Raw genomic sequence first — 14,745 nt, forward strand, 5'->3', positions numbered from 1 at the left:
ATAAATAAGCCACTATAAGTGGCTTATTTATTTAGATCTTCCACTCTCCAGACTTACCGCCGCTCTTCTCTAATAGTTTGATGTCACTCATAACCATGCCTCGGTCTACTGCTTTGCACATATCGTAGATTGTGAGTAGGGCAACTTGGACCGCGGTGAGCGCTTCCATCTCCACCCCAGTTGGACCAGTGGTTTCAGCTCTAACTTGGCAGGTAATGCTACTAGTTTTTTTCTCTAACTGAAACTCAAGGCTAACGTGAGTAAGCGAGAGTGGGTGGCAGAGGGGGATCAGATCTGCGGTTCTTTTAGATGCTTGGATGCCTGCAATACGGGCAATCCCAAGAACATCCCCCTTCTTGTGAGTGCCTACTTCAACCATTTTGAAGGTTTCGGGGAGCATCGTAATCTTGCCGGTAGCAATAGCTATACGGTGGCTGTTGGGCTTATCCCCAACGTTTACCATGTGGGCTTGCCCACTACTATCAAAATGAGTTAGTTTGTTCATAGGATAAGTTTTACCATATAGGGATGCAAGACATAAAGTCATCCAAAAAAATATCTGTATTTAAGCGTGCTTTGGCATTTTTGCTAGCGCTATCCCTTGAGGTTTCTGGGGTTGGCGTTTCATCTGCTGCATCGGCTGTAGGCGATGTCTCAGTGGAGGGTAACTCCGCCGCTATTCAGAATATTGGTCGAGCGATGCAGTCTCCTGATGCTCGTCCTGCTAATGCCCCCACTCGTAATAATCTTCAAACTCAGCCTAATATTGTTTTGCCAGATATGGGTGACCCTGGTGGTGATGCTTTAAGTCGTATTGATGAGCGTAAGTATGGTGAACTGATCATGCGCGAGATTCGGCCCGATCCGGATTACTCCAATGACTTGCCGCTATATGACTACCTGAATCAAATGGAACGACGCCTCATTCAGACTGCCAAAAAATTACAACTTGGTGGTGCTAATGAACAGGGTAGTGGTGCCTATAACTTTGAAATATTTGCCGTTAAAGATTCCAGTATTAATGCATTCGCATTGCCGGGTGGCTTCATTGGTTTTCATACAGGCTTGATTGTGGATGCAGAAACAGATTCTGAAGTGGCTTCTGTGATGGGTCATGAAACTGGACACGTTTTGCAGCGTCACCTTGCCCGTCAGATGGATAGGCAAACCACTAATACTATGATTGCACTAGCTGGGATGGTGCTTGGTGCTTTGGCAATGTCACGCAACCCTCAGGCGGCTGGCGGCTTGATGCAGGGTGGCCAAGCCGCAGCAATCAATAATCAACTTTCCTATTCGAGGGATGCTGAGCGTGAGGCTGATCGTGTAGGCTTTCAGATTCTCAATGCGAGTGGCTACGACGTCAATGGCGCACCAGATTTTTTCCAGCGCCTACAAAAAATCACTGGAATTATGGATAAGGGTGTGCCAACCTATGTGCGCTCTCACCCATTAACTACCGACCGTATTGCTGACATGCAAGACCGAGTTCGTAGTGTGCCTCAGCATACTGTGCCTGCAACTGCTGAATTCTTTTTCATTAAAGCCCGCGCAAGGATGGAGCAGGCTGGTACATCAAGCGGTATTTATGACCTCAAGAATGTATTTGAAAGTTTGAGTAAACAAGCCCCCATTGGAAAGCAGATGGAGGGATTCTATGGCTTGGCACTCATTGCACAACGACAGGGCAAGATAGATGTGGCTGAGGCCAATTTACAGCAGGCCCGCAATTTATCTCAGAAATATAGTTCGACTGGCTCAACAGCTCAGCGTCAAAGTCTTTCCTTGGACATCACCTCTTCGGAGCTTGCGCTAGCTAAAGGCAAAAATGATGAATCTTTACAGATTGCCCAGTCTGCTTTGCGAGCATATCCCCAGTCTTATGCCGCCGCTGTAGCAATGGTGAATGCAGAATTGAAGCTGGGAAAAACAAATGATGCCATTACTTGGCTAAAAGCTCGCACTAAAACCCAGCCAAATGAGGTGATTTGGTGGAGTCTACTTTCTAAAGCATATGATCAAGCTAATAATGTGCCAATGCGTCACTATGCCCTCGGTGAAAAATATGCGCTTGAGGGGGCTTGGCCCTCTGCTTTAGAGCAGATGAGAATTGCTAGAGCTGCAGCAGGCTCTGATTTTTATCAGGGCTCAACGATTGATGCTCGCCTGAGAGAAATGCAAAGGCAGTACAACGACGAGCTGAAAGAGAAAAAGCAGCTACCTAGTTAGCCTGTGGTTTCTGGATAAAGCCAAATCGTTTGCCTAATTCTTGTGAGTGAATGGGGTCTAGAGGCAGTTGCTCACCATGCCAATTCCACGATCCACCAAAGCTACAAGCTGCTTCATGAAGTTTGGCTAACTCGGAGAATTGGTCTAAGTCATGATCATGCAAGAGGGCAATACCTTCGCAATCCTCAACCTCAAATTGATTGGCGTCCAAATCTTTGTAAACCGTCTGTTGAAGTAATCCAACAATATAAATATTGCCATGCTCATCGCTAAGCGCGGCACTTGGTTTGATTTCACCTTGGCATTGGGTAATCAATTTCGAGCCCCGTTCGCTCGGGGTCATGCGAACTATCCAGGGTGTTGCCGCTAGCGTGATAAATACTCGCTGAGGACCATTTTGAAAAAAGAACCTTCCCGATGTGTCGCTAGCGTAATTGCGGGAAATAAATTCATTTAAAGAAACATGTTTAATTACCTGGCCGGGTAATTGATTCTGCTGAGCAAACTCATCACACATACGCCATTGACCTCTGCGATCTAAGGCAAGCCAGCCATAGCAATCTGGCACATTTGGCCATTTAATGAGTGAGCGCAGTACTTGCTCATCCATCTTGAATTAATGTAAGCCGTGAGGTGTTGACGGTGCGTCAAAAGTGTCGTCTGTCGAGCGACTGGCGTGAAGGTGGGCAATACGCCAACCCTGACTGTCTTGTAGGAGTACTAAAGTAATGTTGAGAAAAAATTCTGCCTCAACTTGATCCGCTCTTAAATGAACGGCTTCAGTTGTGTCATATACAGCAGCGCCTAGAATAGAGTGACTAATGCAAGCAATTGGTTCTAAAAATAAGGCTTGCTTTGACAGTAGCCTTTCTAGGCCTTCCCGAATCTCTGCGTGACCACTGAGGCGATGACCCTCAGGTAGTACGCAAGTAATAGAATCATCATCTAGCCAAATATCTAAGGCACCTTTGACGTCACGATGCTTTAACGCATCACGCCAAGCCTCAACTACATCATCTGCGTTGTGAAAGAGTCTGGCTAGTTTGGTCATGGCTCACGATTCCTAAGGATTTATTGCAATGTATTGAGTGTAGCCAAAACTTGCTGCGGGAGGATGTCATTAAGGCATCGTAAGTGACCCAATGGACATATCTTCTGATGACATGGGCTGCAGGGCAGATTTAGCCAGATTACCTTAGCCTTGTCTGATAGGGGCGGGGTATGTGCCGGATCGCTTGATCCAAAAATTGCCACTTGAGGGGTTTGAAGGGCGGCAGCAATATGCATCAATCCAGAGTCGTTACTCACCACAGCGCTGGCCATGCCAATGAGGGCAATGGCTTCATCCAGGGTGGTATCGCCACACCAGTTAGATATGTTTGCGAGTTGCTTTGCCTGAGAGGCAATATCCTCGGCAATACTGTGATCGCCTTTACCGCCCAAGAGAATGATGTGAGCTTGTGAATTTTGTTCAACAAGACTTTGAGCAAGTTTTGCAAAGTGCGCAACGGGCCAGCGTTTTGTTGGCCCATATTCAGCACCAGGACAAAATACAAAAACAGAAGCGGTGCTGATGTTGGCGACAGCTAATTTATTTTCTACAGATTGCTTTGCAATAGGCGATACATTAAGTTGGGGTGTTCTAGAGTTGTAAAACTCTTGTTCATCATCTTTCAAAAGATTACCTAGAGCGAGATAGTGCTCAACCATTGGTGGGCGATTAACTTTGCTTGGATTCTCGAGCGATAAGTTGATTAAGCCAAAACGGAACTCACCACGATAGCCAATCCGAAATGGGATATTAGCCAACCAAGGAATAAGGGCAGATTTAAAGCTATTAGGCAGAACAAAGCAGGCTTGATAGTTTTTTAACGCAAGCTCTTTAGCTAATTGCTTTCTTAAGCCCCATTGCAACTGTTTGTGCTCGAATTTTGCTTCAATAACTTCATTGACTTCATTGCAAGCACGATAAATAGGTGCCACCCAAGTGCTGGCAAGCACATCGATATTTGATTTTGGATATTGCGTCTTGAGGTTTGCCAATAATGGCTGGGTCATGACGGCATCCCCAATCCAGTTTGGGGCGATGATCAGAATACTTTTCATGAGATGTATCCCGACTCAGCGCCCCGCGAAGGGGCGCTGATGAGGCTTAGTGTCCGTGCGGCTCGGTGCCGGGAATCAGTTTGTACTCAGCGCCACAGTATGGGCACTTCGCTTCCCCGGTTTTAGTAATGTCTAAAAATACTCGTGGATGTGAATTCCACGCGGGGGTGTTATTGGTGGGGCAATGCAATGGTAGATCTTTGCCATTCACCATAATTGCTTGAGTCATGTTCTGCTTCCTGATTGCTAAATATTATTTAACGTAAGTGAGCCACGCTTTGTATTGATCACTTCTACCGTACACCGCATCAAAATACGTCTTCTGAATTTTTTCGGTGATTGGACCCCGTTTACCATCACCAATCGTACGATCATCTAATTCACGAATTGGAGTAACTTCAGCCGCAGTGCCAGTAAAGAAGGCTTCATCAGCTGAATAGACTTCATCACGAGTTAAACGTTTTTCCCGAACTTCGTAGCCGAGATCTTTTGCAATCTGAATCACGGAGTCACGGGTAATGCCATCTAAGCAAGAAGCGAGATCTGGCGTATAGACAATGCCGTTGCGAACCATAAAGAGGTTTTCGCCAGAGCCTTCGGACACATAGCCTTCGGTATCGAGTAATAAAGCTTCGTCATATCCATTGGCGGTGACTTCTTGGTTAGCCAAAATGGAGTTGATGTAGTAGCCAGAAGCTTTGGCGCGAACCAATGAAGAGTTTACAAAGTGACGGGTAAATGAAGAGGTCTTCACGCGAATACCTTTATTGATGCCATCTTCACCCAAATAAGCACCCCATTCCCATGCCGCAATAGCAGTATGAATGGTGTTGCCCTTAGGGGAGATCCCCAGCTTTTGGGAGCCAATGAAGATGATTGGGCGGATATAGCAAGCTTCAAGCTTGTTGCTATTGACCACATCCACAATCCCTTTGGTGATCTCTTCGGGGCTGTAAGGCATATTCATCTGGAAGATCTTGGTGCCATTAAAGAGGCGCTTAACGTGCTCTGGGAGGCGGAAAATAGCCGTGCCTTGAGGGGTTTTGTAGGCACGGATGCCTTCAAATACGCCCATTCCGTAGTGGAGACTATGGGTCAGGACGTGAACATTGGCCTCGCGCCAAGGAATCAGCTTCCCATCGGACCAAATAAAGCCATCGCGGTCGGACATCGACATTTTTTCTACCTTTTGTGTCTGTTAACTATCTGTAATAGTGAATTAATGGGGCGCCAGGCCAAGGGGTTTGAGGTTTCTTGACTCAAGGCGCGTCCAAGCCTCTATTGTAGAGCAGGCGGTGGAGTCTGTTATCGAGGTCCTTTGGGGTCTCAGAGCTAGACGATTTAGAATGGAGCATTCCCCATAAACCTCCATATTTAGCCTATCTCATGCCGGAATCCTTATTTAAAGTTAAGCGTCTAAGCGAATTAGCCGAAGCGGGCCTATTAAAGGGTAAGCGGGTCTTTATCCGCGCCGACCTTAACGTCCCCCAAGATGAGGCTGGAAACATCACTGAAGACACTCGCATTCGCGCATCAATGCCTGCAGTGCAGATGTGTTTGGATGCTGGCGCTGCTGTGATGGTCACCTCTCACCTAGGACGCCCAACCGAAGGTGAATTTAAGCCTGAAGATAGTTTGGCACCCGTAGCTGATCGAATTGCTACTTTGCTCAATCGCAAAGTCCCCCTGATTAGTAATTGGGTGAACGGTGACTTTGAGGTGAGTCCAGGTGAAGTTGTTCTTCTAGAAAACTGCCGCTTGAATGTTGGTGAAAAAAAGAACAGTGATGATTTGGCAAAAAAGATTGCTGCTCTTTGTGACGTGTATGTGAATGATGCATTTGGTACGGCACATCGTGCAGAAGCAACCACCAATGGTGTTGCGAAATTTGCCCCGATTGCTTGCGCTGGCCCTCTAATGGCTGCTGAGTTGGATGCCTTGAGTCGTGCATTAGCAAGCCCGAAGCGTCCCTTGGTGGCTATTGTTGCTGGCTCAAAGGTTTCCTCTAAGTTAACGATTCTTAAAGCACTCTCTGAAAAAGTTGATGAGCTCATTGTTGGCGGTGGCATTGCCAACACCTTTATGTTGGCCAAGGGTTTGCCAATCGGTAAGTCACTTGCTGAGCCAGACTTGGTGGATGAAGCACGAGAAATTATGGAGCTCATGGAAAAGCGCGGTGCTCATGTGCCCATACCGGAAGATGTGGTGGTTGCAAACGAACTCTCTCCATTGGCCCGTGCAAACCGTGTACCTGCCGATCAAGTTGCTGAAGACGATATGATTTTGGATATTGGTCCAAAGACTGCTGCGCGTTTATCCATCATGCTTGCGCACGCTGGCACCATTGTTTGGAACGGCCCACTAGGCGTATTTGAAATTGATCAATTTGGTGGCGGCACCAAGATGTTAGCTGCCGCAATTGCCCATTCACCTGCATTCTCGATTGCTGGCGGTGGTGATACCTTGGCAGCCATTGCGAAGTACGGCATTGAAAATCAAGTAGATTACATCTCAACTGGTGGCGGCGCCTTTTTGGAGTTCCTTGAAGGCAAAACCTTACCAGCCTTTGCAGTACTGGCCGAACGGGCGAAAGATTAAATATGCTGAGAGCAACCAAAATCATTGCCACTTTAGGGCCTGCATCAGAAAAGCCTGAAGTATTGCGTGACATGATTCGTGCAGGTGTTGATGTCGTGCGTATGAACTTCTCGCATGGCACCGTGGCAGATCACAAGGCACGTCATGATTTAGTGCGCAGTATTTCTGCTGAAGCAGGCAAAGAGGTTGGCATCATGGCTGACTTGCAGGGCCCCAAGATTCGCGTAGGCAAGTTTGTTGACAGCAAGATTTTGCTCCAAGAGGGTAAGAAATTTATTTTGGATGTGGCTTGTGAGTTAGGCAATCAAGATCGAGTAGGGCTTGATTACAAAGAGTTGCCTAACGATGTCAAACCAGGCGATCGTCTTCTACTGAATGATGGTTTAGTAGTGCTGCGTGTTGAGAGTGTGAAGGGCGGGGAAATTTTTACCCTCGTTGAGCAAGGTGGACCACTCTCTAATAACAAAGGCATCAACCGTGCTGGCGGCGGCTTGACTGCACCTGCATTAACAGAAAAAGACATTGCTGACTTAGATGCAGCAATTGCGATGGGCGTCGACTTTTTAGCAATTAGCTTTCCAAAAGATGGTGCTGATATGGCTTACGCGCGCAGGCTGGCTGATGCAGCAAGCGCGAAGTATGGTGTTGGCAAAGTCAGAACGATTGCAAAGGTAGAGCGCGCAGAAGCTATTGAGCCTGAGGCCCTCAAGAGCATTATTGCGGAGAGCGACGGCATCATGGTTGCTCGTGGTGATCTTGCCATTGAGGTTGGTAACGCGGCGGTACCTGCATTGCAAAAGCGCATGATTGCTTGGGCGCGTGAGGCAGATAAATTTACGATTACTGCTACCCAAATGATGGAGTCGATGATTAATGCACCAGTGCCAACGCGTGCAGAAGTTAGTGACGTGGCTAATGCAGTCTTGGATGGCACTGATGCGGTAATGCTATCTGCAGAATCCGCTGCCGGCATGTACCCAGTTCAGACTATTAAAGCGATGGCAGAGATTTGTGTTGAAGCTGAGAAATCAGATCGCGTGAAGTTGGATACCGATTTCTTAGACCAAACATTTACCCGCATTGATCAAACGATTGCCTTGGGTGCCTTGTTTACTGCTCACCATTTGAATGTAGATGCCATTGCGGCCTTAACGGACTCTGGTTCAACTGCAATCTGGATGAGTCGCCACAATATTCATGTGCCGATCTTTGCCTTAACTTCAAAGATAGCTACCCAGCGTGCTTTAAGCACATACCGCAATGTCACGCCAATTGGCTTGGATTACACCAAAGATCGTGATACTGCATTGCAAGAGGTAGAGGCCTGCCTGAAGAAACTGGGTGCAGTCAAAAAAGGCAATACCGTAGTATTAACTTCCGGAGAGCCAATGGGCGAACCTGGCGGCACTAATACTCTCAAGATTATTCAGGTGAAGTAAACCTGCTTCGTTATTTAGAAATTGAATTACAACCTTAAACACTCAATATATTAAGAAAACATCATGGCTTTAGTATCTTTAAGACAACTCTTGGATCATGCGGCTGAAAACGGCTACGGCTTGCCAGCATTTAACGTCAATAACTTAGAGCAAGTTACTGCGATCATGGAGGCTGCTAGTGAGGCAGATTCTCCGGTGATCATGCAAGCATCCGCTGGTGCGCGCAAATATGCTGGCGAAGCATTTTTACGTCATTTGATTTCTGCAGCAGTAGAGGCTTATCCACATATTCCAGTAGTGATGCACCAAGACCACGGGCAAAGCCCAGCAGTCTGCATGGCTGCGATTAAGAGTGGCTTTACGAGCGTGATGATGGATGGTTCTTTGGAGGCTGATGGCAAATCGGTTGCCAGCTATGAGTACAACGTCGATGTATCAAGAGAAGTAGTCAAGTTTTCTCACTCTATTGGAGTTACGGTTGAGGCTGAGCTAGGTGTTCTCGGTTCTTTAGAGACCATGCAAGGTGATAAAGAAGATGGTCATGGCGCTGACGGCAAGATGACGCGTGAACAACTGCTGACTGACGTTGAGCAAGCTGCTGACTTTGTAAAGGCAACACAATGTGATGCTCTGGCAATTGCAATTGGTACCAGCCATGGAGCCTATAAGTTCACCAAAAAGCCTACTGGCGATATTTTGGCAATTGACCGTATTAAAGAAATTCATGCACGTATCCCAAATACACACTTAGTGATGCACGGTTCTTCTAGCGTTCCACAAGAATTGCTTGCTGAGATTCGTCAGTTTGGTGGTGATATGAAAGAAACCTATGGCGTTCCTGTTGAAGAAATTCAAGAGGGCATTAAGAATGGTGTTCGTAAGATCAACATCGATACTGATATTCGTTTGGCAATGACTGGCGCTATCCGCCGATACCTGTTTGAGAACCCAAGCAAGTTTGATCCACGTGATTATTTAAAGCCAGCTCGCGAAGCTGCTAAGAAAGTCTGTATCGCACGTTTTCAGGCTTTTGGCTCTGCTGGTCAGGCATCCAAAATCAAACCTATTCCATTAGAAAAAATGGCGGAGCTTTACAGAAGCGGTAAGTTAGCTCAGATCGTGAAGTGATTTAAATATGCCAGCTCTATACGCAACCTCAATTAAGTCATTGCCTTTACTCTCTAAGGGTAAGGTGCGCGATGTCTACGCACTGGGCGACGACAAGCTCCTCATGATTACTACTGATCGCCTTTCTGCATTTGATGTGGTGATGGGCGAGCCCATTCCAGAAAAAGGTATTGTGCTCAATCAAATGGCCAACTTCTGGTTTGAGAAGTTAGGTAAGGTCATTCCTAATCATTTGACTGGTATTGATCCTGCAACTGTAGTTAGCGCTGATGAGATCGATCAAGTACAGGGGCGTGCGGTGGTTGCAAAACGCCTGAAGCCAATTTTGGTTGAAGCAGTAGTGCGCGGCTATCTTGCCGGTAGCGGCTGGAAAGACTACAAAGAAACTGGCAAAGTTTGTGGCATTGCATTGCCCACTGGTTTAGAGAACGCCCAAAAATTACCTGAGCCTATTTTTACTCCTGCTGCTAAAGCTGATGTGGGTGAGCATGATGAAAATATCTCTTTCGATAAAGTCATTGAGTTGATTGGTGAGAAGCTTGCCAATCAAATTCGTGAAGTCAGCATACGTCTGTACAAAGAGGCCTCTGAATATGCAGCAACTCGTGGAATCATTATTGCGGATACCAAGTTCGAGTTCGGCCTAGATGATGCCAATCAATTGGTATTAATGGATGAAATTTTGACGGCAGATTCTTCACGTTTCTGGCCTGCTGAGACCTACTATGTTGGCTCAAATCCACCGTCCTATGACAAGCAATTTGTCCGTGATTGGTTAGAAACTGCCCAGGTAAATGGTAAGTTGTGGCCAAAGACTGCTCCTGCACCACAATTACCATCTGATGTCATCGAAAAGACAGCCCAAAAGTATCGTGAAGCCCTAACCCGTTTAACTCAGGGATAATAGAGTCCTTAAAAGTTAGTAAGTGAATATTTAGGGCATTTGGAGAGCTAGATGAGCAAGAAGCCAATAGTCGGAATAGTGATGGGTTCCAATTCAGATTGGGACACTATGCAGCACGCTGCTCAGATGCTCGAGCAATTTGGTATTGCTCATGAGGCAAAAGTACTTTCCGCCCATCGGATGCCTGACGATATGTTCCAGTATGCAGAAAAAGCGCAAGCAAATGGCTTGCAAGCCATCATTGCTGGTGCCGGAGGTGCTGCTCATTTACCAGGCATGCTTGCCTCTAAAACAATCGTTCCCATTTACGGGGTTCCTGTCGCTAGTAAATACTTGCGTGGTGAAGATTCTTTGTATTCCATTGTGCAAATGCCTAAAGGCATTCCAGTAGCTACCTTTGCTATTGGTGAGGCTGGCGCAGCAAACGCTGCTTTACATGTCATCGCCGGTTTAGCGTTGCATGATGCTGATTTAGCAAAGCGCTTAGAAGAGTTTCGCGTGAAGCAATCCGATACTGCACGCTCCATGAATTTGCCGGGATATTAATTACATGGCAGATCGTATGGAACCCATTTTGCCGGGTTCATATTTAGGAATATTGGGTGGTGGCCAACTAGGGCGGATGTTTACTCAGGCCGCCCAAGCTATGGGTTACAAAGTTTGTGTTTTGGATCCAGGCTCTGATAGTCCTGCTGGCTCCATTGCGGAAAAATTTATCCAAGCCGACTACACAGACTCAGCTGCCTTAAAAGAAATGGCTTCTCTCTGTGCATCCGTAAGTACCGAATTTGAGAACGTTCCTGCTCAAGCATTAGATGAATTGGAGTCCTTGGGGGTTTTTGTAGCACCCCGTAGTAGCTGTGTATCGTTGGCTCAAAATCGTATTGCTGAGAAAAATTTCTTGGCTACCTGGAAATCAGAGACCAATATCGGCCCAGCCCCTAATTTTGTGATTGAGCATGACGCAGATATTGAGCATGTTCCTGTAGATCTCATTCCCGGAATCCTGAAGACAGCCCGTATGGGATATGACGGAAAAGGGCAGATTACTGTTCGTGCTCTCGCGGACCTGTCTGCTGCTTGGGCTGAATTGGGCAAGGTCCCTTGTGTATTAGAAAAGCGTATGGAGCTCGACTTCGAAGTCTCTGCTTTAGTAGTGCGTGGCTATGACGATGCAGTAGTTGCATACCCAGTCTCTCAAAACATTCACCGCGATGGTATTTTGCATACCTCTACAGTGCCTGCACCTTCTCTCAAGCCCGCTCAAGAGAAGAAGATTGTTGATGCTGCTAAAGCACTCATTCGAAAAATTGATTATGTCGGTGTTCTCTGTGTTGAGTTCTTTGTACTCAAGAATGGTGACATCATTGCGAATGAAATTGCACCGCGTCCGCATAATTCTGGTCACTACACAATGGATGCTTGTGTCAGCAGCCAATTTGAGCAGCAAGTCAGAGCAATGGCACGTTTGCCCTTAGGTGACACTCGTCAGTTGGCACCTGTTTCAATGCTGAACCTATTGGGCGATCTTTGGTTTGAGGGAAGCGAAGATCAAGCAAAAGAGCCTGCGTGGAACAAGGTGCTTGCGCATCCTGATGCAAAGTTACATCTTTACGGAAAATCAGCGCCCCGTATTGGTAGAAAAATGGGCCACATCAATTGTTTAGGTGAAGCCTTAAATGAAGCACGTCAAAATTGTGCAGCTGTTGCTACTGAATTAGGCATCGAGCCCTAGAAATGTCCAGCGACAGTACGCCACTGCAATCTTCTGCAGTGATCAATGAAGCAGTTCAAAGCTTGCGGGATGGCGGCTTAGTCGCTTTTCCTACTGAGACGGTTTATGGCTTAGGTGCTGATGCCAGAAATCCTGAAGCCATTAAAAAGATTTTTATAACCAAGGGTCGGCCCTCCAATCATCCACTGATTGTGCATATTGCTGCTCCAGATAAATTCGATCAAGCGCAAGTCGATTGGGTATCAGTCTTGGCGCCTTGGGTAAGAGATCTCTCTGAAGATGCGCTCAAGCTCATTCATGTATTTTGGCCAGGCCCGTTAACACTAGTTTTTAAGAAAGATAAAAGTGTCTTGGCTGACCTTACTGGCGGACAAGATACTGTGGCGATCCGTGCGCCAGCACATCCACTTGCACAAGAGTTATTACGTAAATTTAAAGGTGGTGTGGTTGCCCCTTCTGCCAATCGTTTCGGCAAAGTATCCCCAACTAGTGCTGCAGATGTACGGAATGAGTTTGAGGGTGAGCTCGGTCTCATGGTATTAGATGGTGGCGATTGTGAAGTGGGCATTGAATCCACGATCATAGATTTATCCAGCGGTGATCACGCTATCTTGCTGCGTCCTGGATTAATTACGCCGAAAGAGATTTTGGCCAAAACTGGAATTAAGGTCTATCAAGCGGGCGAAGAGATTAAAGAAGGTAATAGCTTGCCTAGGGTATCGGGAAGCTTGAAGGCGCACTATGCACCAAGCACTCCATTGCGCTTATATTCTCCGGGGCGAGTATTGGATGCGCTGAGTGAGTTTCCAGATATTAAATCTCGCGTTGCTGTAGTGGTGTGGGACTCAGAATCTTCCTTGGTTCTAGAAGATCACCCATCTATTGATGCGGAGGAAGTCATTGTCTCTAGTGATGCCACTATTTTTGCTAGCCGCCTCTATCGGAATCTTAGAGATTTGGATGAGCAGGGCTGGGATTTGATTTTGTTCCCAGAGCCTCCAACTGGGGAGGAGTGGGATGGCGTGCGAGACCGACTTCAGCGCGCAAGTTTTGGCTCTGGACCATCTTCGAGTAGCCACGATAGTAATTGATCGTGAGCATCTAAGCCCTTCCAGGCGTTTGGATGATTAATAAAAGAAGTAACTGCATACATCTTTCCAGATTTGCTAATGACGTAGCCCGATATTGCACGGACATCTGAAAGTGATCCGGTTTTAATTCTGGCTTCAGGCTTTTTCTGAAGATGTAAAAACTTACGTAACTGAATCATCAGACGATTACGCATCGTCCCGTCAACTCCGGCAATTGGTAGGCTGTTATAAAAAACCTCTGCAACTGGTAAGTTGCGGGCAGTCAATAAAAGTTGATTCATCTGCCCTGCAGAAATGGCTTCATTACGTGAGAGACCAGAGCCATTCTCAATTACTAAGCCTGAAAAGATTAAACCGTTTTTACTGAGCCAATCTTTTATTACTAAGTCACCATTAGCAGTTGTGGCTGGTTTACCCATTTTTTCTAGAGCTAGTGTCAACAGTAGTTGGCGGGCCATCACGTTATTAGAGTACTTATTAATATCCTGTACGTCATCACCAAGCGTGATGCCCTCATATTGCAAAAGTAATCTTGCCGAAAGGGGTGCGGCACCATCTTTACCAATAGGAGCTTGAGCCCAAGTGCCGCCCGACAGTTCCCATGCCGCTGCAAAGCCTTGTGTGAGGAAGGTATTGGCATCCAGTGCCACTATGTTGTAAGTGACACCTTTACAAGCGCTTGGGAAGGTGCCGGAGAATTGCACTGTGAGTGCTTGATCTGTGCTGCTCACAATTTCAGGGTCTAATTTGAAACGAATATTACTTTTCCAGTTATCACAGGGTCGCTCTGCTAACTGCATTTGATTATCGACTTTAAGTTGCGAGAGGGCGGGTGTGTAGCTGATGTCAATAAAATCAGCCGTCTTGGATTTCCCCAATTGAAATGAGAGTGTTCTGAATGCGTACAGTAAAGGATCTGGCGAGACGTTATAAGCGCGTAGCGATTCACCATCAATCGTAGTAGGCTCCATGACGCTCTGAGCATAGGCGCTGCGATCAAAAAACAGATTACCATCAATTTTCTGAATACCAAGACCTTGCAAGTCTTTCATCAGCTTAGCAAATTCTTCAGGAATGAGTTTAGGATCGCCGCTACCTTGAAGATAAAGATTACCTTTGAGTGTTCCTTGGCGAATAACACCATCAGTATAGATTTTGGTGCGCCAACGATACTTTGGGCCTAGGATATCTAGCCCTGCGATGGTTGTCAGGAGTTTCATTGTAGAGGCTGGATTCATAGCCTCTTGAGCACGCCAGTCCAAAATATTTTTGGAAAGTTGCTTACCAGGTTTTCCTGGTTCAATTTCCATTACGGAAATACTGATCGAATCAAGCGGTATTTGATTGCGCTCTAAGCTGTTTTTGATGGACGCGGGAATGGAGCCTTCCTGAGCTACAGCTGCATTCAGCATGCAATAGCTAGCAATCCAAAGAATTGTTAAAAACAGGCGGAGTGAATAGTTTGGGGCAGCTTTCATTCACCATAGGATAAACCCATGGAGTCAGAAAACAAAT

Annotated in this window: 15 protein-coding genes; 8 read left to right on the forward strand and 7 right to left on the reverse strand. The window is 46.5% G+C overall.

Annotation, left to right across the window (positions count from 1 at the left end; all coding sequences use genetic code 11):
• Positions 1-31: 31 nt before the first annotated feature.
• Entirely contained in the window at positions 32-505 is a 474-nt protein-coding gene (gene moaC, locus A9236_RS01220) for a cyclic pyranopterin monophosphate synthase MoaC (protein WP_071466379.1), read from the reverse strand.
• Positions 506-528: 23 nt separating this feature from the next.
• On the opposite strand from moaC, the gene A9236_RS01225 reads away from it, so the two are divergent.
• Entirely contained in the window at positions 529-2,229 is a 1,701-nt protein-coding gene (locus A9236_RS01225) for a M48 family metalloprotease (RefSeq protein ID WP_071466130.1), read from the forward strand.
• On the opposite strand, the gene A9236_RS01230 is transcribed toward A9236_RS01225, so the two are convergent.
• The 5 genes from A9236_RS01230 to A9236_RS01245 are packed head-to-tail and all read right to left on the reverse strand — an operon-like array spanning position 2,222 to position 5,512.
• Positions 2,222-2,839: a DUF2946 family protein gene (locus A9236_RS01230; RefSeq protein ID WP_071466129.1), complete on the reverse strand. Its 618-nt coding sequence runs from the start codon at positions 2,837-2,839 to the stop codon at positions 2,222-2,224. The two genes, A9236_RS01225 and A9236_RS01230, sit on opposite strands and share 8 nt — an antisense overlap.
• Positions 2,840-2,845: 6 nt before the next feature.
• The gene (locus A9236_RS01235) at positions 2,846-3,280 is read right to left on the reverse strand and encodes a nuclear transport factor 2 family protein (RefSeq protein ID WP_071466128.1); all 435 of its coding nucleotides are present in this window, start codon (positions 3,278-3,280) and stop codon (positions 2,846-2,848) included.
• Positions 3,281-3,300: 20 nt separating this feature from the next.
• Entirely contained in the window at positions 3,301-4,335 is a 1,035-nt protein-coding gene (waaF, locus tag A9236_RS01240) for a lipopolysaccharide heptosyltransferase II (RefSeq protein ID WP_071466127.1), read from the reverse strand.
• A 46-nt stretch (positions 4,336-4,381) separates the two neighbouring features.
• Positions 4,382-4,564, reverse strand: coding sequence for a zinc-finger domain-containing protein (locus tag A9236_RS10830; RefSeq protein ID WP_083398909.1), 183 nt, complete (start codon positions 4,562-4,564; stop codon positions 4,382-4,384).
• 24 nt (positions 4,565-4,588) lie between these two features.
• Positions 4,589-5,512, reverse strand: a complete 924-nt coding sequence (locus tag A9236_RS01245) for a branched-chain amino acid transaminase (protein ID WP_071467684.1) — start codon at positions 5,510-5,512, stop codon at positions 4,589-4,591.
• A gap of 209 nt (positions 5,513-5,721) precedes the next feature.
• Here A9236_RS01245 and A9236_RS01250 point away from each other — a divergent pair, with 209 nt between their 5' ends.
• From A9236_RS01250 to A9236_RS01280, 7 genes are all read left to right on the forward strand, one after another.
• Positions 5,722-6,933 (forward strand): phosphoglycerate kinase, encoded by a 1,212-nt coding sequence (locus tag A9236_RS01250; protein ID WP_071467685.1) that lies wholly within the window; start codon positions 5,722-5,724, stop codon positions 6,931-6,933.
• Between the two features lie 2 nt (positions 6,934-6,935).
• A complete protein-coding gene (gene pyk / locus A9236_RS01255) occupies positions 6,936-8,372 on the forward strand; it encodes a pyruvate kinase (RefSeq protein ID WP_071467686.1) in 1,437 nt (478 codons plus the stop codon).
• A gap of 63 nt (positions 8,373-8,435) precedes the next feature.
• Positions 8,436-9,500: a class II fructose-bisphosphate aldolase gene (gene fba, locus A9236_RS01260; protein ID WP_071466123.1), complete on the forward strand. Its 1,065-nt coding sequence runs from the start codon at positions 8,436-8,438 to the stop codon at positions 9,498-9,500.
• Positions 9,501-9,507: 7 nt separating this feature from the next.
• A complete protein-coding gene (locus A9236_RS01265) occupies positions 9,508-10,404 on the forward strand; it encodes a phosphoribosylaminoimidazolesuccinocarboxamide synthase (RefSeq protein WP_071466122.1) in 897 nt (298 codons plus the stop codon).
• A gap of 51 nt (positions 10,405-10,455) precedes the next feature.
• Positions 10,456-10,950, forward strand: coding sequence for a 5-(carboxyamino)imidazole ribonucleotide mutase (gene purE / locus A9236_RS01270; protein ID WP_071466121.1), 495 nt, complete (start codon positions 10,456-10,458; stop codon positions 10,948-10,950).
• Between the two features lie 4 nt (positions 10,951-10,954).
• On the forward strand, positions 10,955-12,139 hold the full coding sequence (locus A9236_RS01275) for a 5-(carboxyamino)imidazole ribonucleotide synthase (protein WP_071466120.1): 1,185 nt from the start codon (positions 10,955-10,957) through the stop codon (positions 12,137-12,139).
• Between the two features lie 2 nt (positions 12,140-12,141).
• Positions 12,142-13,230 carry an L-threonylcarbamoyladenylate synthase gene (locus A9236_RS01280; protein WP_071466119.1) on the forward strand — a complete coding sequence of 363 codons (1,089 nt, stop codon included), beginning with the start codon at positions 12,142-12,144 and terminating at the stop codon, positions 13,228-13,230.
• Here A9236_RS01280 and dacB read toward each other — a convergent pair.
• Entirely contained in the window at positions 13,176-14,708 is a 1,533-nt protein-coding gene (gene dacB, locus A9236_RS01285; protein WP_071466118.1) for a D-alanyl-D-alanine carboxypeptidase/D-alanyl-D-alanine-endopeptidase, read from the reverse strand. The genes A9236_RS01280 and dacB overlap by 55 nt on opposite strands.
• Positions 14,709-14,745: the final 37 nt, after the last annotated feature.

This window comes from Polynucleobacter sp. QLW-P1DATA-2, assembly GCF_001870365.1.
In the GTDB taxonomy this organism is placed as follows: domain Bacteria; phylum Pseudomonadota; class Gammaproteobacteria; order Burkholderiales; family Burkholderiaceae; genus Polynucleobacter.

Excerpts from the sequence above, each read along its gene's own strand:
- moaC (WP_071466379.1), bottom strand. The coding sequence starts at position 505 with ATGAACAAACTAACTCATTTTGATAGTAGTGGGCAAGCCCACATGGTA.
- A9236_RS01225 (WP_071466130.1), top strand. The coding sequence starts at position 529 with ATGCAAGACATAAAGTCATCCAAAAAAATATCTGTATTTAAGCGTGCT.
- A9236_RS01230 (WP_071466129.1), bottom strand. The coding sequence starts at position 2,839 with ATGGATGAGCAAGTACTGCGCTCACTCATTAAATGGCCAAATGTGCCA.
- A9236_RS01235 (WP_071466128.1), bottom strand. The coding sequence starts at position 3,280 with ATGACCAAACTAGCCAGACTCTTTCACAACGCAGATGATGTAGTTGAG.
- waaF (WP_071466127.1), bottom strand. The coding sequence starts at position 4,335 with ATGAAAAGTATTCTGATCATCGCCCCAAACTGGATTGGGGATGCCGTC.
- A9236_RS10830 (WP_083398909.1), bottom strand. The coding sequence starts at position 4,564 with ATGACTCAAGCAATTATGGTGAATGGCAAAGATCTACCATTGCATTGC.
- A9236_RS01245 (WP_071467684.1), bottom strand. The coding sequence starts at position 5,512 with ATGTCGATGTCCGACCGCGATGGCTTTATTTGGTCCGATGGGAAGCTG.
- A9236_RS01250 (WP_071467685.1), top strand. The coding sequence starts at position 5,722 with ATGCCGGAATCCTTATTTAAAGTTAAGCGTCTAAGCGAATTAGCCGAA.
- pyk (WP_071467686.1), top strand. The coding sequence starts at position 6,936 with ATGCTGAGAGCAACCAAAATCATTGCCACTTTAGGGCCTGCATCAGAA.
- fba (WP_071466123.1), top strand. The coding sequence starts at position 8,436 with ATGGCTTTAGTATCTTTAAGACAACTCTTGGATCATGCGGCTGAAAAC.
- A9236_RS01265 (WP_071466122.1), top strand. The coding sequence starts at position 9,508 with ATGCCAGCTCTATACGCAACCTCAATTAAGTCATTGCCTTTACTCTCT.
- purE (WP_071466121.1), top strand. The coding sequence starts at position 10,456 with ATGAGCAAGAAGCCAATAGTCGGAATAGTGATGGGTTCCAATTCAGAT.
- A9236_RS01275 (WP_071466120.1), top strand. The coding sequence starts at position 10,955 with ATGGCAGATCGTATGGAACCCATTTTGCCGGGTTCATATTTAGGAATA.
- A9236_RS01280 (WP_071466119.1), top strand. The coding sequence starts at position 12,142 with ATGTCCAGCGACAGTACGCCACTGCAATCTTCTGCAGTGATCAATGAA.
- dacB (WP_071466118.1), bottom strand. The coding sequence starts at position 14,708 with ATGAAAGCTGCCCCAAACTATTCACTCCGCCTGTTTTTAACAATTCTT.